The sequence below is a fragment of the Mangrovibacter sp. MFB070 genome (assembly GCF_000705335.1).
In the GTDB taxonomy this organism is placed as follows: Bacteria; Pseudomonadota; Gammaproteobacteria; order Enterobacterales; family Enterobacteriaceae; genus Mangrovibacter; species Mangrovibacter plantisponsor.
In genome coordinates this window covers 1-17943 of record NZ_JJMI01000052.1, presented here as the reverse complement: position 1 = coordinate 17943, position 17943 = coordinate 1, and the positions used below count along the sequence as shown (strand labels likewise).

Annotated in this window: 14 protein-coding genes, 1 rRNA gene and 1 pseudogene; 8 read left to right on the top strand and 8 right to left on the bottom strand. The window is 48.4% G+C overall.

The features are described from left to right. Positions 1-63: 63 nt before the first annotated feature. Complete coding sequence (typA, locus tag DT73_RS22600; protein WP_036115621.1) at positions 64-1884, bottom strand: ribosome-dependent GTPase TypA; 1821 nt, start codon at positions 1882-1884, stop codon at positions 64-66. Between the two features lie 376 nt (positions 1885-2260). On the opposite strand from typA, the gene glnA reads away from it, so the two are divergent. The 4 genes from glnA (at position 2261) to DT73_RS26325 (ending at position 6517) form a co-directional block, all read left to right on the top strand. Next, positions 2261-3670: a glutamate--ammonia ligase gene (gene glnA, locus DT73_RS22595; RefSeq protein WP_036115618.1), complete on the top strand. Its 1410-nt coding sequence runs from the start codon at positions 2261-2263 to the stop codon at positions 3668-3670. A gap of 149 nt (positions 3671-3819) precedes the next feature. Further along, positions 3820-4869, top strand: a complete 1050-nt coding sequence (gene glnL / locus DT73_RS22590) for a nitrogen regulation protein NR(II) (RefSeq protein WP_036115616.1) — start codon at positions 3820-3822, stop codon at positions 4867-4869. Positions 4870-4876: 7 nt separating this feature from the next. Beyond that, positions 4877-6286 (top strand): nitrogen regulation protein NR(I), encoded by a 1410-nt coding sequence (gene glnG, locus DT73_RS22585; protein ID WP_036115612.1) that lies wholly within the window; start codon positions 4877-4879, stop codon positions 6284-6286. A gap of 108 nt (positions 6287-6394) precedes the next feature. Beyond that, positions 6395-6517, top strand: a complete 123-nt coding sequence (locus tag DT73_RS26325) for a YshB family small membrane protein (protein WP_146211538.1) — start codon at positions 6395-6397, stop codon at positions 6515-6517. Positions 6518-6578: 61 nt separating this feature from the next. Here the strand turns inward: DT73_RS26325 and hemN are convergent, their stop codons facing one another. Both hemN and yihI read right to left on the bottom strand, forming a co-directional pair. Further along, complete coding sequence (gene hemN, locus DT73_RS22580; RefSeq protein WP_036115607.1) at positions 6579-7952, bottom strand: oxygen-independent coproporphyrinogen III oxidase; 1374 nt, start codon at positions 7950-7952, stop codon at positions 6579-6581. A 181-nt stretch (positions 7953-8133) separates the two neighbouring features. After that, positions 8134-8649 carry a Der GTPase-activating protein YihI gene (yihI, locus tag DT73_RS22575; RefSeq protein WP_036115893.1) on the bottom strand — a complete coding sequence of 172 codons (516 nt, stop codon included), beginning with the start codon at positions 8647-8649 and terminating at the stop codon, positions 8134-8136. A gap of 583 nt (positions 8650-9232) precedes the next feature. Between yihI and yihA the strand changes: the two genes are divergently transcribed. Continuing rightward, positions 9233-9880: a ribosome biogenesis GTP-binding protein YihA/YsxC gene (gene yihA / locus DT73_RS22570; protein WP_036115604.1), complete on the top strand. Its 648-nt coding sequence runs from the start codon at positions 9233-9235 to the stop codon at positions 9878-9880. A 301-nt stretch (positions 9881-10181) separates the two neighbouring features. On the opposite strand, the gene polA is transcribed toward yihA, so the two are convergent. Next, on the bottom strand, positions 10182-12965 hold the full coding sequence (gene polA / locus DT73_RS22565; protein WP_036115598.1) for a DNA polymerase I: 2784 nt from the start codon (positions 12963-12965) through the stop codon (positions 10182-10184). Between the two features lie 422 nt (positions 12966-13387). Between polA and DT73_RS22560 the strand changes: the two genes are divergently transcribed. Further along, positions 13388-14353, top strand: a complete 966-nt coding sequence (locus DT73_RS22560) for an acyltransferase (RefSeq protein ID WP_084172349.1) — start codon at positions 13388-13390, stop codon at positions 14351-14353. A gap of 72 nt (positions 14354-14425) precedes the next feature. Here the strand turns inward: DT73_RS22560 and dsbA are convergent, their stop codons facing one another. The 3 genes from dsbA to DT73_RS22545 form a co-directional block, all read right to left on the bottom strand. Then, positions 14426-15049 (bottom strand): thiol:disulfide interchange protein DsbA, encoded by a 624-nt coding sequence (dsbA, locus tag DT73_RS22555; protein WP_036115596.1) that lies wholly within the window; start codon positions 15047-15049, stop codon positions 14426-14428. Positions 15050-15077: 28 nt separating this feature from the next. After that, positions 15078-16064, bottom strand: a complete 987-nt coding sequence (locus DT73_RS22550; RefSeq protein ID WP_036115593.1) for a serine/threonine protein kinase — start codon at positions 16062-16064, stop codon at positions 15078-15080. A gap of 76 nt (positions 16065-16140) precedes the next feature. Further along, positions 16141-16410 carry a YihD family protein gene (locus tag DT73_RS22545; protein WP_036115590.1) on the bottom strand — a complete coding sequence of 90 codons (270 nt, stop codon included), beginning with the start codon at positions 16408-16410 and terminating at the stop codon, positions 16141-16143. 70 nt (positions 16411-16480) lie between these two features. Between DT73_RS22545 and mobA the strand changes: the two are divergent. Together mobA and mobB are read left to right on the top strand one after the other, a co-directional pair. Continuing rightward, positions 16481-17032: pseudogene (mobA, locus tag DT73_RS27000) on the top strand (molybdenum cofactor guanylyltransferase MobA); the annotation flags it as partial. After that, a complete protein-coding gene (mobB, locus tag DT73_RS26995) occupies positions 17021-17548 on the top strand; it encodes a molybdopterin-guanine dinucleotide biosynthesis protein MobB (RefSeq protein WP_304413349.1) in 528 nt (175 codons plus the stop codon). The pseudogene mobA and the gene mobB, both read left to right, overlap by 12 nt. Positions 17549-17771: 223 nt before the next feature. Here the strand turns inward: mobB and rrf are convergent. Beyond that, positions 17772-17887, bottom strand: a 5S ribosomal RNA gene (gene rrf / locus DT73_RS22535). Between the last annotated feature and the right edge of the window lie 56 nt (positions 17888-17943).

Below are 17943 nucleotides of genomic sequence, written 5' to 3'. Positions count from 1 at the left end.
AGAAGGCATAAAAAAACCCCGCCAAAAAGACGGGGTTCTGTATCAGCGAAAGAAAAAACTTAATTATTCTTTCGGACCGCGGGTGGCGCGACGGCGATCGTTTTCTGTCAGATGACGTTTACGCAGACGTACAGAAGTCGGCGTTACTTCTACCAGTTCGTCATCATCGATAAACTCCAGAGCCTGTTCCAGGGTCATTTTAACCGGCGGAGACAGGGTGGTCGCTTCGTCAGTACCAGATGCACGCATGTTGGTCAGTTTTTTACCAGTCAGGCAGTTCACAGTCAGGTCGTTAGAACGGCTGTGAATACCGATGATCTGGCCTTCATACACTTCAGCACCATGGCCGAGGAACAACTTACCGCGATCCTGCAGGCTGTACAGTGCATAAGCAACGGCTTTACCCTGACCATTGGAAATCAGTACGCCATTCTGGCGCTGACCGATTTCACCCGGACGCAGGTCGTCGTAGTGGCTGAATGACGCATAAAGCAGACCAGTACCAGAAGTCATGGTCATGAATTCAGTACGGAAGCCAATCAGACCACGGCTTGGAATGATGTAGTCAAGACGAACGCGGCCTTTGCCATCTGGCATCATGTCACGCATGTCACCTTTACGCAGACCCAGAGCTTCCATTACAGAACCCTGGTGCTGCTCTTCGATATCCAGCGTTACCTGCTCAAACGGTTCCTGAGTACGGCCATCGATTTCACGGAAGATAACTTTAGGACGAGATACCGCCAGTTCGAAACCTTCACGACGCATGTTTTCAATCAGAACAGACAAGTGCAGTTCACCACGACCAGAAACACGGAAAGCATCCGGATCTGGGGTTTCTTCAACACGCAGAGCTACGTTGTGCACCAGTTCTTTTTTCAGGCGATCAAGAATCTGACGAGAAGTAACGAACTTACCTTCTTTACCACAGAACGGAGAGGTGTTTACGCAGAAGAACATGGTTACGGTCGGTTCATCGACAGTCAACGCAGGCAGAGCTTCTACATTGTTCGGATCACAGATGGTGTCGGAAATATTCAGATCACCCAGGCCAGTGATTGCAATGATATCGCCAGCTTCAGCAGAAGCAGACTCAATACGTTGCAGACCCATGTGGCCCAGAACCTGGCCAACTTTGCCATTACGACGTTTACCTTCGCTGTCGATAATGGTGACTTGCTGGTTCGGTTTAACCACGCCGCGTTTGATACGCCCAATGCCGATAACACCAACATAGTTGTTGTAATCCAGCTGGGAGATTTGCATCTGGAACGGGCCATTCAGGTCAACACTTGGCGGTGCCACATGTTTCACAATGGCTTCGAACAGCGGAGTCATGTCTTCAGCCATGTCTTCGTGATCCAGACCAGCGATACCGTTTAACGCAGAAGCGTAAACAATCGGGAAGTCCAGTTGTTCGTCAGTTGCACCCAGGTTAACGAACAGGTCGAACACCTGATCTACAACCCAGTCAGGGCGTGCGCCAGGACGGTCAACTTTGTTGATAACCACAATTGGTTTCAGACCGTAGGCAAACGCTTTTTGCGTTACGAAACGAGTCTGCGGCATCGGGCCATCCATTGCGTCTACCAGCAGCAGAACTGAGTCAACCATGGACATAACGCGTTCTACTTCACCACCAAAGTCGGCGTGCCCTGGGGTGTCCACGATATTGATGCGGTAGTCGCGCCAGTTAATGGCGGTATTTTTCGCGAGGATGGTAATCCCACGCTCTTTCTCCAGGTCGTTGGAGTCCATGACGCGCTCGGTCAGCTCATTACGCTCACCAAACGTGCCAGATTGTTGCAGCAGCTTGTCGACCAGGGTGGTTTTACCATGGTCAACGTGCGCAATAATGGCGATGTTACGCAGATTTTCGATCACAACTTTGCCTCAGGCATTAGGAATAGCGCGCTATTGTACACGTATTAATCGAAGGACTGAACAGGATCACAAACATCTATTGCTAACAAGCTTACATTTCAGGGTTTGTGATCATTTTCACGAAGCACAGATTTGCACCAGTGCGCATTTATGCACCACAAAAGCGCATCACATTAGCACGCATGCACTATAATAGTGCATACTTTCCATTGTGGTGCAGTGCGTTTTCACGGTGGTGCGCATCATAACGCCTTTTGCGCTATTTTTGAAAGTTGGCACAGTTTTCGCTTAATCAAAATTACGGCAAACGCATTTTTTTTGAAGTGTTTGAAGTATTCGTTACCACGACGACAATGACAATTCCAGGAGATTTAGTATGTCCGCAGAACACGTTTTGACGATGCTGAATGAACATGATGTGAAGTTCGTTGATTTGCGCTTCACCGATACTAAAGGCAAAGAACAGCACGTCACTATCCCAGCCCACCAGGTTAACGCTGACTTCTTCGAAGAAGGCAAAATGTTCGATGGTTCTTCCATCGGTGGCTGGAAAGGTATCAACGAATCAGACATGGTACTGATGCCAGACGCCTCTACCGCCGTTCTGGATCCTTTCTATGAAGAGCCGACTCTGATCATCCGTTGCGACATTCTGGAACCTGCTACCATGCAGGGCTATGACCGCGACCCGCGCTCTATCGCAAAACGTGCTGAAGAATACCTGCGTTCTACCGGTATTGCTGATACCGTTCTGTTTGGGCCTGAGCCTGAATTCTTCCTGTTCGATGATGTTCGCTTCAAAAGCGACATCTCTGGTTGCCACGTTGCTATCGATGATATCGAAGCTGCCTGGAACTCCGATACCAAATACGAAGGCGGTAACAAAGGTCACCGTCCTGCAGTGAAAGGTGGTTACTTCCCGGTTCCGCCGGTAGATTCATCACAAGACATCCGTTCTCAAATGTGTCTGACCATGGAACAGATGGGCCTGGTTGTTGAAGCTCACCACCACGAAGTTGCGACCGCTGGCCAGAACGAAGTGGCTACCCGCTTCAATACCCTGACCAAAAAAGCTGACGAAATCCAGATCTACAAATATGTGGTGCACAACGTTGCTCACGCATTTGGTAAAACTGCAACCTTTATGCCGAAACCAATGTTTGGCGATAACGGTTCTGGTATGCACTGCCACATGTCTCTGTCCAAAAACGGTGTAAACCTGTTCTCTGGCGACAAATATGCTGGCCTGTCAGAAGAAGCGCTGTTCTACATTGGCGGTGTTATCAAACACGCTAAAGCAATCAACGCCCTGGCTAACCCATCTACCAACTCTTACAAACGTCTGGTTCCGGGTTATGAAGCACCGGTTATGCTGGCTTATTCTGCCCGTAACCGTTCTGCCTCTATCCGTATTCCGGTGGTTGCCTCTCCGAAAGCTCGCCGTATCGAAGTTCGCTTCCCGGACCCGGCTGCTAACCCGTACCTGTGCTTTGCTGCACTGATGATGGCTGGCCTTGACGGCATCAAAAACAAAATCCATCCTGGCGAAGCAATGGACAAAAACCTGTATGACCTGCCTGCAGAAGAAGCAGCAGAAATCCCACAGGTTGCAGGCTCTCTGGAAGAAGCACTGAATGCACTTGATGCAGACCGTGAGTTCCTGACTGCTGGTGGTGTATTCACTGATGACACCATCGACGCTTACCTGGAACTGCGTCGCGCAGAAAACGATCGCGTGCGTATGACTCCGCACCCGGTTGAGTTCGAACTGTACTACAGCGTCTAATTTATTAAAGAGTCGTTTTTTGTTGCCGTGGAAACTTTCAGCCCATCTTCGGATGGGCTTTTTTCTCCGACAATAAAGTTTGTTTGCCTCTTTTTTGTACCAATATCTACAAAGCACCAAAACAGTGCACAACATTCGGAGACTGCTGAATGGCAAGCGGCGCACTGCCCGATGCTGGGCAGATCCTTAATTCTCTCATCAACAGCATTCTGTTGGTTGATGACAACCTGGCGGTTCACTATGCGAACCCGGCAGCGCAGCAACTTCTGGCGCAAAGTTCCCGCAAACTTTATGGAACGCCATTACCGGAATTGCTGAGCTACTTTTCGCTCAATGTTGGGCTGATGCAAGAAAGCCTGAATGCCGGCCAGGGATTTACTGATAACGAAGTGACGTTAGTCATTGATGGGCGTTCACATATTTTGTCGCTCACAGCTCAACGGTTGCCAGAAGGCTATATTCTGCTGGAAATGGCTCCGATGGATAACCAGCGTCGCCTGAGCCAGGAACAGTTGCAACAAGCGCAACAGGTCGCAGCCCGCGATTTAGTCAGAGGGCTGGCTCATGAGATTAAAAACCCGTTAGGTGGGTTGCGCGGTGCAGCACAGTTACTCAATAAAGCACTGCCCGACCCGTCACTGACGGAATACACCAAGGTAATTATTGAGCAGGCTGACCGCCTGCGTAACCTGGTGGACAGACTGCTTGGCCCACAACAACCAGGCATGCATGTAACAGAAAGCATTCATAAAGTTGCAGAGCGGGTAGTTAAATTAGTGTCAATGGAGCTGCCCGATAACGTTACCCTGGTCAGGGATTATGACCCGAGTCTTCCAGAATTAGCGCATGACCCGGATCAAATCGAGCAGGTGTTACTCAACATCGTTCGTAATGCCCTCCAGGCTCTGGGGGAAGAAGGTGGTGAGATTACGCTGCGTACTCGTACCGCATTCCAGTTGACGCTGCATGGTGTTCGTTACCGCCTTGCGGCCCGCATTGACATAGAAGATAACGGGCCCGGTATACCAGCGCATTTACAGGATACGTTGTTCTACCCCATGGTCAGTGGCCGTGAAGGTGGCACTGGTTTAGGGTTATCCATTGCGCGCAATTTAATTGATCAGCATTCGGGAAAAATCGAATTTAACAGTTGGCCAGGCCATACCGAATTCTCGGTATACCTGCCTATTCGCCAGTGAGGTCTTTATGCAACGAGGGATAGTCTGGATCGTTGATGACGATAGCTCCATCCGTTGGGTGCTTGAACGCGCGCTCACTGGAGCCGGGTTGAGTTGTACCACCTTTGAAAATGGTAATGAAGTGCTGGATGCACTCGCGACAAAAACCCCGGATGTATTGTTGTCCGATATCCGGATGCCTGGCATGGATGGCCTGGCATTATTAAAACAAATCAAGCAGCGCCACCCAATGTTACCGGTCATCATTATGACGGCACATTCCGATCTGGACGCTGCGGTAAGCGCCTATCAACAAGGTGCTTTTGATTACCTGCCCAAACCTTTTGATATTGATGAAGCCGTTGCTCTGGTTGAACGTGCAATCAGCCACTATCAGGAGCAGCAGCAACCGCGTAACGCGCCTGTAAATGGCCCGACAACCGATATCATTGGTGAAGCGCCGGCAATGCAGGATGTGTTTCGCATTATTGGCCGGTTATCCCGCTCTTCAATTAGTGTATTGATTAACGGTGAGTCCGGTACCGGTAAAGAGCTGGTCGCCCATGCACTTCACCGCCACAGCCCGCGAGTAAAAGCGCCATTTATTGCACTGAATATGGCCGCCATCCCCAAAGACTTAATTGAATCAGAGCTGTTTGGGCATGAGAAAGGGGCATTTACCGGGGCCAACCAAATTCGCCAGGGGCGCTTTGAACAGGCAGATGGCGGCACACTGTTTCTTGATGAAATTGGTGATATGCCTCTGGATGTTCAAACGCGCCTGCTGCGTGTACTGGCCGACGGGCAATTTTACCGGGTGGGTGGCTATGCACCGGTAAAAGTTGATGTACGTATTATTGCCGCAACGCACCAAAACCTGGAGCAACGTGTTCTGGAAGGGAAATTTCGTGAAGACCTTTTCCACCGGCTTAACGTTATCCGTGTTCATCTTCCGCCGTTACGTGAACGCCGCGAAGATATTCCTCGCCTGGCTCGCCATTTCCTGCAAATTGCGGCCCGGGAATTAGGTGTGGAAACCAAACAACTGCACCCAGAAACAGAAGCAGCATTAACCAGGCTGGCCTGGCCCGGAAACGTGCGTCAGTTAGAAAACACCTGCCGCTGGCTGACCGTTATGGCCGCAGGCCAGGAAGTGTTGATTCAGGATTTGCCCACAGAGCTGTTTGAAAGTGTCGTGCCGGACAGCCCGACACAGGCACTACCAGACAGTTGGGCCACATTGCTGGCACAGTGGGCAGACAGGGCATTGCGTTCCGGTCATCAAAATTTATTGTCCGAAGCACAACCAGAAATGGAACGGACATTATTGACGACAGCACTGCGCCACACCCAGGGCCATAAGCAGGAAGCAGCACGCTTATTAGGCTGGGGAAGAAACACGCTGACCAGGAAGTTGAAAGAATTAGGGATGGAGTGATGGCATGAATTGTAAAGATGCAAAGCCACCAGCAAATTGCTGCTATTTTGTACTTTACTGTCTCGCCAGGTTCAGTATGATCTACCGCGTTCACGCTGGAGAAACATCATGCTGGAATCCTTAATTCAGGTTGTGTCGCAAGGCGCAGACGCAGGCCTTGCTGCAAGCCATACCCCACAAACTGCGATGGCAGCACTATTATGTGCAGCACTGATAAACTTCTTTAATTGAAGTCTGTTGGTGTTGTACAAATAAAAAAGCGGGATATTTACATTCCCGCTTTTTTATTCCGTTAAATCACCCGCGAAAATTGCTGCTGGCGTGCCTTTTGCCGTAAATACGTGTCAAAGCACATACATATATTGCGAATCAGCAACCGCCCTTTTGCCGTTACCTGAATACAACTGTTATCTGTCGCCACCAGGCCGTCTTTCTCCAGGGGAGCAAGCAATGCCAGGTCTTCAGCAAAATAATAATCAAACTGAAGTTGCCACTGCTGCGCAATATCTGTTTTGCTAAGCCGGAAATTACATATCAGGTTTTTAATCACATCACGGCGAATACAGTCATCGTGAGTTAACGCAATACCTCGCCAAAGCGCGTTTCCCCGTTCTTCAACCTGCTGGTAATAGCTTTTTAGTTCTTTTTGGTTCTGGCTATAACTATCCCCGATCATGCTAATCGCTGACACACCCATACCCAATAAATCGGTATCTCCCTGGGTGGTGTACCCCTGGAAATTGCGGTGCAGAATACCCGCACGTTGGGCAACAGAAAGTTCATCATCGGGGCGGGCAAAGTGATCCATGCCAATAAACTGGTAGCCGGATTCAGTAAGAAAGTGAATAGTTTGCTGGAGAATATCCAGTTTCTGGCTGGCTGATGGTAAATCGCCATCTTTGATTTTGCGCTGTGCCGCGAATAATGACGGCAGGTGTGCATAGTTAAACACACTCAGGCGGTCCGGGTTTAATTCCGCCACACGCTGTAAAGTAAAAGCAAAACTTTCAGGTGTCTGCTTAGGTAGCCCATAGATCAAGTCGATATTGGTTGATGAAAACCCAAGGGATTTCGCCCGCTTCACCAGAGCGAAAATAAAGTCTTCATCCTGCTCACGGTTAACCAGCCGCTGAACTTCTTTATTGAAATCCTGGACTCCCATGCTTAGCCGGTTAAACCCTTCAGCCCGCAAATGATCGAGAATATCCAGTTCTATTTCCCGGGGGTCAACTTCAATAGAAATTTCAGCCTGTGGCGCAAAATGAAAATTCTCACGCAACAACGACATCAGGCGAGTTATCTGGTCTTTAAGCAAAAAGGTCGGTGTGCCGCCACCCCAGTGTAATTGGGTTACAGTGCGGGAGGTAAAAAGTGGTGACTGGTGCCGGATTTCTTTTTCAAGGAAATCGAGATACTGATCTGCTTTATGCTGTTGACGGGTTATCTGTTTATTACAGCCACAGAAGTAGCAGAGTTTATGGCAAAACGGGATATGGACATACAGCGATAAAGGCCGTTCAGAGTACCGGCTAACTGCCGCAGAAAAATCTGCCAGCGAATAGTCTGGTGAGAACTCAAGAGCAGTGGGGTAAGAAGTGTAGCGTGGCCCGGAATAGTTATATTTCTGGATAAGGGCCAGATCCCAGTCAACAACGTGCTCAGACATTCTCACTCCTTCCTGCGTAGCCGCCGGCCAGCAAGCAACGCTTGCCGGCCACCGCCTCGCGTAATTATTCTGCCGCGCAACCACTTTTTACGCTGTGATAAGCGCTGTAGTTTAGCGAATAACCACGCCAGATAACACATTACTGGCAGGACGACGAGTAAAACTAAAAACGCCGCAGGATTCAGTGATGGCCCCCTTTAAGCAGGCGCATCATATCTTCAGTCTGTTCTTCGTCTGATTCATCATCGTCATAAGAAAGGCCCAGTTGCTGCATCAGTGCATCAATGCGATCCAGTTTCTCATTAACCCAGGATTGCTCGTCATCACTTAATACCTGCCCTTGTTCGAGCCGTTCCAGCAGCGCATCCAGGCGCTCATCCGTTTCCAGCATTTCCAGTTCTGCCTCGGGTGTCAGCATAGGCTTCTCACTCTTAGGTTTATACTGCCGGTTGGTTACGTTCTGTTCTGAGGTTAACAGGACAGGCTTCTTACTGCCAATACGAGAATCTGCTTGCTGGCGGGAGCCTTTATGATTTTGCCGGCCCTGTTCGCTACCAGAGCGGCTGCCGGAAGGGTTCCCACGGTGTTTTTTCTGGCGCTTACGTTCGCGCCCTTCCTGGTTGAGTTCTTCACGCGATTTTTTATTGCGCGATTTCGACGGACTTTTGCCGCGAGGTGCAGTGGCGTGTTGCTTCATGACAGTTCTTCTCTGAGCCTTTTTATTCAGTATAGATTTGCGGCGAAATCTAGCAGAAACCAGGCAAATAAAAAAGGCGGCAGGTAAACCCGCCGCCATTTTCGTTTTGACACCCATCATGGGCTCAACATTCCTTGTTCGCCTGAGACAACCCCTGTCCTCCCTCGGCATGCAACATTCCTTGCTGCTCTCCTGATAGCTCTTTAACACTCTCCGTGATAATTAAAGATTGCCCGATCCTTATCTTCGCTTTCCTGGCGCTCCTGAAAAACTCTCCTTGAGTTTGCTCCCTGATGCATCCCTGTATTTTGTATATACTTTACGCTGTTCAATTAAACGTGCAATAAACAAGGTTTCAGATTATGGCTATTTCAGATATATCCATATCCACAACACACTGTTTTTAATAATTATTATTAAATAGTCGCAAGTAACAAAGTGCCAATCTCGTGCTGAAATGATGGCAAATGTCTTACATTTTCAATATGTAAAATTCGCTATAACGGGAAACATCACAGAAAATCCGCCTTTGGCACCGGTTCAGGTATAATCACGGCAAACTTATCCAGCGGAGAGAACCGTTTTGACTAACTGGAATTATCAATTAACGCACTTTGTCACCAGCGCACCGGATATCCGGCACCTGCCAGGTGATGCAGGTATTGAAGTCGCGTTTGCGGGGCGCTCCAATGCAGGAAAATCCAGCGCACTGAATACCCTGACCAATCAAAAGAGCCTTGCCCGTACCAGTAAAACGCCAGGCCGTACTCAGCTTATTAACCTGTTTGAAGTCGTTGAGGGCAAACGCCTGGTTGACTTACCGGGTTATGGTTATGCCGAAGTACCAGAAGAAATGAAGCGTAAGTGGCAGCGTGCATTGGGTGAATATTTACAAAAACGCCAGTGCTTACAGGGGCTGGTCGTTTTGATGGACATCCGCCACCCACTAAAAGACCTTGATCAGCAAATGATCCAGTGGGCGGTGGACAGTAGCATTCCGGTGCTGGTTCTGCTCACTAAGGCAGACAAACTGGCAAGTGGTGCCCGTAAGAGCCAGCTGAACATGGTGCGTGAAGCGGCACTTGCGTTTAATGGTGATGTGCAGGTGGAAGCATTCTCATCCCTGAAGAAACTGGGGGTGGATAAATTACGCCAGAAGCTGGACAGCTGGTTTAGTGAACTCGAACCGGTAGAAGAACAAGCAGAACCGTCTCCTGAAGACGGAGAGTAAGCTCAAACCGGTACAACAAGCTTGTATCGGTTTTTTCTTTTGCCCAATAAAAAACGCCCCAGTCACTAATGACTGGGGCGGCTAAAATATTCAGCCAAATCCGATTACGTGAAGTAAAAGGTCTGAAAGATAGAACATCTTACCTCTGTACCCTACATCTTTAACTCTACTCTTTTTCTGGCTGTTAAAAAAGCGTTTTTTGTAGTTTTTTTTCACCCTTTACATAGGGTTTTCTAATGATCATCACAAAACACTATGTTTTATGTTGTTTACTTACAAAAAATGGACATTTTATGAACGCTTAATGCGCTTTATCCCAGTTAGATCCGCTACCAACTTCCACCAGCAACGGCACATCAAGTTTCATACAGTTTTCCATCAACTCATGCACTTTCTTCGCAACCAGTTCAAGGCTGTCTTTGTGCACTTCAAACACCAGTTCATCGTGTACTTGCATGATCATTTTTACGGGCGGCTGTTCTGCCTGTAACCAGCCATCAACAGCAATCATCGCTTTCTTAATGATATCTGCAGCAGTACCTTGCATTGGCGCGTTGATAGCTGCACGCTCAGCTCCGGCACGACGGGCAGCATTACTGGATTTAATATCTGGCAGATAGAGGCGACGCCCATCCAGCGTTTCAACATACCCCTGCTCTTTCGCCTGCACTCTGGTGCGCTCCATGTAATTCAGTACCCCGGGGTAGCGCTCAAAATACAGGTCCATATAACGCTGTGCCTCTTTACGGGGGATATTCAATTGGCGTGACAAACCAAATGCACTCATCCCATAAATCAGGCCAAAGTTGATAGCCTTGGCACTCCGCCGTTGCTCAGTTGTCACATCATCCAAAGCAAGGCCGAACACTTCTGCGGCTGTTGCCCGGTGAATATCTTTCCCCTCAGCAAATGCCGCCAGCAACCCTGCGTCCTGAGAAAGGTGCGCCATAATACGCAACTCAATTTGTGAATAGTCTGCCGAAACAATTAAGTAATCATCCGGGGCAATAAATGCCTGGCGAATACGCCGGCCTTCATCGTTACGTACCGGGATATTTTGCAGGTTCGGATCCGTAGAAGATAAACGCCCTGTTGCTGTCACCGCCTGGTGGTATGAGGTATGCACTCGCCCGGTTTTAGGGTTAATCATCAACGGAAGTTTGTCGGTGTAGGTGGATTTCAGTTTTGCCAGACCACGGTATTCCAGAATTACTTTGGGTAAAGGGTAATCCAGCGCTAACTCCTCCAGCACTTCTTCTGAAGTTGAAGGGGCGCCACCCGGGGTTTTCTTTAGTGGCTTAATGCCCTGTTTTTCAAACAGGATAGTCTGCAACTGTTTAGGTGAAGAGAGATTGAAAGGTTCACCTGCCAGTTCATGCGCTTTTAGCTCAAGCTCTGCCAGCCGGGTGGTCAACTCACCAGAATGCTGGTGTAGCACCGCCGGGTCGATTTTAACGCCATTACGCTCAATCCGTGACAGCACTGGCATCAGTGGCATTTCTATCTCGCGGAATACATTCAATGGCCCCTCCAGCTGCTGAAGCTTCGGCCACATTTTCAAATGTAGTTGCAAAGTAACATCGGCATCTTCTGCGGCATACGGACCAGCGGTTTCAATATCAATCTGGTTGAATGTGAGCTGCTTCTTCCCCTTACCGGCAATTTCTTCAAAAGTAATTGTTTTATGGTTGAGCCAGCGAGCAGAGAGGCTGTCCATATCATGACGCCCGGCCACACTATCCAGAATATAAGACTCCAGCATGGTATCAAACTCAACACCCGCCAGTTCAATGCCGTAGTTTTGCAAAATGCCACGGTCAAACTTGAGATTCTGCCCCACTTTACGGACATCATCGCTTTCCAGAACCGGGCGCAGTAACTCCAGGGCTCGTTCCCGTGAAATCTGTTCAGGGGCATCCAGGTAATCATGCGCTACCGGAATATAAATGGCCTGTCCTGGCTCTGTCGCAAAGGATAGCCCCACCAAATTTGCCAGGATGTTATCCAGGCTATCCGTTTCGGTATCGAATGACACAAGCGGTGCCGCACGGATTTTATCTACCCATGTAAGTAAGTTTGCTTCATCCAGTACAGTGACGTAGTTGTCCCGCGACAAAACAGGAGCAGCCTCTTCTTCAACCGGTTCTTCCGGGGTATTACTTACCGCCTGAACGGGCTTAGCACCTTTTGCTTTAAGCCATTTGCCATTTTCAACATCACTGATCCAGCGCTTAAATTCGTACTGGCTGAACAGAGACAGTAGTGCTTCGTTTTCTGGAGGTTTTACATCCAGCTCGTTGTAAGCTAATTCCAGCTCAACATCCGTCTTAATGGTTGCCAGCTTGTACGAGAGCCAGGCCATTTCTTTGTTGTTTTCCAGTTTATCTGCCATGGTTTTCGCACCGCGAAACGACAGGCCGGCAATTTTTTCCGGGTTGGCGTATAGCGTAGTAAGACCTCCAAGCCCTTGTAAAAGCGCCTGTGCCGTTTTCTCGCCCACACCAGGGACACCAGGGATGTTATCTGAGGAGTCGCCCATCAATGCCAGGAAATCGATAATCAGCTCAGGTGGTACACCATATTTTTGTTGCACCTCTTCAGGGCCAAGAACCGTGTTGGTCATGGTATTAATCAGCGTTACACCTGGCGTTACCAACTGCGCCATATCTTTATCCCCGGTGCTAATCAGCACGGGTTGACCAGCATCATTAGCCTGCTTTGCCAGGGTACCGATAACATCATCGGCTTCAACCCCCGGAATAACCAACAGCGGTAAGCCCATCGCCCGGACCATTTCATGCAATGGCGCAATTTGCACCCGCAGATCATCCGGCATTGGCGGGCGGTGAGATTTATAATTTTCAAAAAGCTCATCGCGAAAGGTTTTGCCTTTGGCATCAAACACGACCGCGGCGTGAGAAGGATTAAACTGCAGCAGCAAGCTACGCAGCATATTGAGTACGCCATACATCGCACCAGTCGGCTCTCCAGCACTGTTAGTCAGAGGAGGGAACGCATGGTACGCACGATAAAGGTAAGAGGATCCATCGACGAGGATAAGCGGATTGTCAGCGATCTGAGCCATAGTCTTTTTGCCTGGTTGCAGTTTAAGGCTCAAGGATGCCATACACCGCAGTTAACATGAACTTTTCACCCTATTTTTATCACGAATTAACACAGATCATGCGGCAAGAGTCGCGGATCGACCTGTGGATAACTTTGTGTATGATTTTGCAAAAAACGGTATAGTCCATAGTGGGTAATAACAAAAAGATATTTAAAATCAACTCACTAACAACAACTCTCTGGTATATTTTTTACCCGATTCATATAGCTGTAATGTGGATATAAAAAGCATCACTCAAGATAATCTGCTAATAATTTTTCACGTAATCAATAACCGTTCCCCTCGTCATGGATAACGCCCCCCTGCTATTTCTGTTAAGATCACCGCCCTGTCGCACATGCCTCAGGCAATGCCCATTCATTAATTGAAAAAAAGAAATCATGTCGAGATTGTTCGCCACAATCATATTATTGCTAAGTATTTTGCTGACTGTTCTGGTTACAGTCTTTTTCTCTGTTCCTATTATCTGTGCCGGGCTGATAAAACTGTTACTGCCAGTTCCCAGTGTCTGGCGGGCAATATCTTTGTTTTGTGATGCATGTATGCAAGGTTGGTGCGCCAGTCTGGCGGTTTTACTACGGCTAAATCCTTTTCTGCAGTGGGAAACTGAAGGGCTGGAAGGGCTGAGTAAACAAAACTGGTATCTGCTAATTTGTAACCATCAAAGCTGGGCAGATATTGTTGTGTTGTGTGTGCTTTTTCGGCGCCATATTCCGGTGACAAAATATTTTCTTAAACAACAACTGGCCTGGGTGCCTTTTTTGGGGCTGGCTTGTTGGGCTCTGGATATGCCATTTATGCGCCGTTACTCACGCAGTTATTTACTACGCCACCCGGAGCAACGGGGTAAAGATGTTGAAACAACACGGCGTTCATGTGAGAAATTTCGCTCTCATCCCACAACAATTGTCAATTTTGTGGAAGGCTCACGCTTTACTGAAGAAAAGCGGCATGTATTACGTTCCCCTTATCAACACCTGTTACCACCAAAAGCAGCCGGCGTTGCTATGGCGTTAAATGTGCTGGGCGAACAGTTCGATAAATTACTTAATGTCACACTGTGCTACCCGGAAAACAGGGATAAACCTTTCCGGGATATGTTGAGTGGCAAGCTGACACGCATTGTAGTGCGTATAAATTTAGTGCCGGTGAATGAAGCAGAGTCACTACATGGTGATTATGTTAATGATAAAAGTTTTAAGCGTTATTTTCAGCGCTGGTTAAACGCTTTATGGCTTGAAAAAGACCAACAGCTCGACGCACTCTATCAGCCCAAAGGGTTCGGGCCGGAAAATCAGTACCCGGAAGATAGTTCTCCCAAGGTAAATATCAGTAACGAATCCTGAAAATGTAATAAAAAAACGCCGAACATAAGTCGGCGTTTTTTATACTCAATGACATACGTATGCGTATCAGGCTTACTTCTGTTTGAGCAGGTAGTTCACGGTATCAGCATACTGTTGAACAAAAGCATCCATATTACTGGTATCCATACCTTGTGGGTTCAGCATGTATTTGCCATTAACATACATTGCAGGTACACCCTGCAACTGCAAGTCAGCAGCTGCTTTTTCCTGTTGTGCAACCAGAGATTTCACCACAAAGCTATTCCATGCAGCATCGTACTCTTCAGGTTTCACCCCGGCGTCAATAAAGACCTGGCGAATATCAGCTACCGTTTGTACTGTCTGTGTTTTCTGTACAGCATCAAACATGCGGTCACTGACTTTATCTTCCACACCCAACGCCATTGCAACAGCCCATGCCTGAGTTAATTCCTTGCCCAATGGCCCAAGAAACTCAACGTGGTATTTGGTCATTTTAACGCCTTCTGGCAGTTTCTTTTTCACAGCATCAGAAACATGCAGCACATGCTCAAATTCATAGCAATGCGGGCAGTAAAATGAGAAAAACTCCAGTACCTGGGGTTCTCCCGGAACCGGTGTTTTAAGTGTAATGTACTGTTGGCCATCCGTATATTGCGCAGCAGATGCACTAAACGCCAGGATCATACCCGCCAGCGCCAGCCAAATCTTTTTCATACAAGTTCTCCCAAATAAAACTTAATCATCAATACATTGGCGTTAATTGTAAGGGTGGTTCCTGAAGAACCTTCTTCTGCTCGATAAACACAGCAGTTTGTCTCCGCCAGAAGTCTTCTTCCTGGAGCCAGGGAAAACTACGGGGAAATGCGGGATCGTCCCAGCGTTTAAGCTGCCAGGCCAGATAGTAAATCATGCGCATAGCACGCAAAGGTTCAATTAGTGCGAATTCACGTGTATCAAATGTGCAAAACGCTTCATATGCCTCAACAATCATTTCTAATTGCATACGCTGTTCAGGGCGCTCCCCGTTCAGCAACATCCAAATATCCTGGATTGCGGGGCCACTTCGGGCATCATCGAAATCAACAAAGACTGGCCCGTCACGCCATAATATATTCCCGGGGTGGCAATCACCATGTAAACGAATCACAGTGAAATCGGTGAACCAGTGTGCAGTAACCGCATCAGATAAGTCACGTGCAGCAGCCAGAAATGCATCTTTGAGTGATGCCGGGATTAATTTAGCCTGAAGATATTGTTCAAAAGGCTCAGCAAGCCAGGTATGCAAATCAAAGGATGGCCGATGAATAAAAGGAGCTTTGCGGCCAATCTGGTGAATGCGGCCTAAAGAGTACCCAACACTTTCCATTTGGTCTGGGTTATCATTTTCATACTGTCGCCCACCGGCACTGGGGAAAACAGCATAACGAAAACCTTCATGTAGCATGAGACTTTGCCCGGAAAAGAGCACAGGCGCAACAACAGGTATCCCTTCGCCTTGCAGGGACAGAGTAAACTGGTGTTCTTCTTCAATTTGCGCATCTGACCAGCGGTGAGGGCGATAGAACTTCACGACATACCGTTTACGGTCTTCATCCATAAACTGATATACACGGTTTTCGTAACTATTAAGTGCAGTTAACCCGGAATCAACCCGGATGCCACAATCAAACAAGGCATCCATGATGATATCCGGGTTTAATGTCTGAAAATTGAAAGCGTTGTCAGTCATTCTGGTCTGAGTTCAGGACATGAAGCCTACAGAATAACACTGAAAGAGCAGTACTAACGATGCGACTTACAACCTTTTACTCTTTAATGACCCCGCGAGCTTTCAACAGCGCGGTTTTAAAATCTTCTTCGTAGTCTTTCTGTAAACCAGGAATGGTGGCGTCTTTCGCGCTGTCGCGCATTTTTAGATGGTAGATAAGAATATCATCAGTAAGATCAACCAACGCCCCTTTAAAACCTGACTCGTCTGCCAGTTTTTGTAAAAATTGCAGTAAATTAAGATCAGGGTCTTTCTGCCAGGCTGGCTGAAGCAATTCGATCACTTCATTAAGGCGTTTACATTTCATGATTGTGCTCCTTTGTCTTCACCTGAATACGGTAGCAGGCTAAAACCCACATGAAAAGAGGCGATATTCAGTGAGCCATATTACCGGGATAACAGGCGCCGTGTTAGCAGCTGGCAAAGCAACACGTATGGGCGGAAAAGATAAAGGTTTATTACACCTAAAAGGGCGTGCACTCTGGCAGCATGTTGCCGGGAGACTACAGCCACAAGTAGACATTGTTGTAATCAATGCCAACCGTAATCTGGATGTTTACCAGGCAAGCCATCTGCCAGTGGTTCAGGATACGGTTGCAGGCTATCCGGGCCCGCTCGCCGGAATGCTGGCAGTCATGGAAACATGCGAGGCTGAGTGGTTTTTGTTTTGCCCTTGCGACACACCAAATATTCCCACAAATCTTGTAAGCCGGCTTCTGGATAAGCGCGGAAACGCCAGTGTTGTTTGGGTAAATGACGGGGAGCGGGATCATCCTGGCGTGGCACTGGTGCATCATTCTCTGGCCGGGAAGATGCGCCAGTATCTGTTACAAGGTGAGCGCCGCGTACTGGCCTTTTTCCGCCTGGTCGGTGGGCATTGCGTTGTTTTTGCCAACAGCCAGAACGCTTTTGCGAATGTGAATACTCCGGAAGATCTCGCTCGCTGGCAAACACCGCCTCTTCTGTGTTTTGCGGCTAAAAGTGGTACCGGGAAAACAACTCTACTAAAAAAAGTCATTCCGTTACTAAGAGATGCGAGCATCCGCCCCGGGTTAATTAAACACACTCACCATGACATGGATGTGGATACGCCAGGCAAAGACAGCTATGAACTAAGAAAAGCAGGCGCACTGCAAACGCTTGTCGCATCAGCGCAGCGTTGGGCGCTGATGACCGAAACGCCTGATTCCCCTGATGTCGACTTGTTCAGCCTGGCGAAAAGACTGGACCCGGCAATGGTCGACCTAATTTTGGCAGAAGGCTTCAAGCATGAGCCGGTACCTAAAATTCTTTTATACCGGGCAATAGCAGGACACAGACTGGAAATTGATGAATATGTGATTGCCATCGCCACTGATACTCCGCTGGAGGTTACAGTTCCTCAGTTAGATATCAATGATCCCGCGGCAATTGTGCAGTTTATTGTCAGGTGGATGCAGCAATAAGTTTCAGTAGTTCTGGCAAGGCAGCACAGGTTTACGGATGTGCCGTCTCTGCCAGCGCAGAGCCCGGTGGGGGATAAACCAAAAACCGGGCACGGTGGCCGGGATCACCTGACGGGAACTGTCCCCGGGTGTGAAACTGCAGGTAAGTGGCTGAACAGCTGAACGGCCTGAAGCACAAAAGCAAAAAACCCCCAGCTTTCGCTGAGGGTTCTTCTTAATTGAAGCCTGGCAGTTCCCTACTCTCGCATGGGGAGACCCCACACTACCATCGGCGCTACGGCGTTTCACTTCTGAGTTCGGCATGGGGTCAGGTGGGACCACCGCGCTCTTGCCGCCAGGCATATTCTGTTTTATTCACCGCCTCACGGCCATGAACATTATCCGTTAACAAGCTA

Coding starts and splice junctions, on each gene's coding strand:
- glnL (WP_036115616.1), top strand. CDS start 3,820: ATGGCAAGCGGCGCACTGCCCGATGCTGGGCAGATCCTTAATTCTCTC.
- polA (WP_036115598.1), bottom strand. CDS start 12,965: ATGGCTCAGATCGCTGACAATCCGCTTATCCTCGTCGATGGATCCTCT.
- glnG (WP_036115612.1), top strand. CDS start 4,877: ATGCAACGAGGGATAGTCTGGATCGTTGATGACGATAGCTCCATCCGT.
- DT73_RS26325 (WP_146211538.1), top strand. CDS start 6,395: ATGCTGGAATCCTTAATTCAGGTTGTGTCGCAAGGCGCAGACGCAGGC.
- hemN (WP_036115607.1), bottom strand. CDS start 7,952: ATGTCTGAGCACGTTGTTGACTGGGATCTGGCCCTTATCCAGAAATAT.
- DT73_RS22550 (WP_036115593.1), bottom strand. CDS start 16,064: ATGACTGACAACGCTTTCAATTTTCAGACATTAAACCCGGATATCATC.
- dsbA (WP_036115596.1), bottom strand. CDS start 15,049: ATGAAAAAGATTTGGCTGGCGCTGGCGGGTATGATCCTGGCGTTTAGT.
- DT73_RS22545 (WP_036115590.1), bottom strand. CDS start 16,410: ATGAAATGTAAACGCCTTAATGAAGTGATCGAATTGCTTCAGCCAGCC.
- yihI (WP_036115893.1), bottom strand. CDS start 8,649: ATGAAGCAACACGCCACTGCACCTCGCGGCAAAAGTCCGTCGAAATCG.
- glnA (WP_036115618.1), top strand. CDS start 2,261: ATGTCCGCAGAACACGTTTTGACGATGCTGAATGAACATGATGTGAAG.
- DT73_RS22560 (WP_084172349.1), top strand. CDS start 13,388: ATGTCGAGATTGTTCGCCACAATCATATTATTGCTAAGTATTTTGCTG.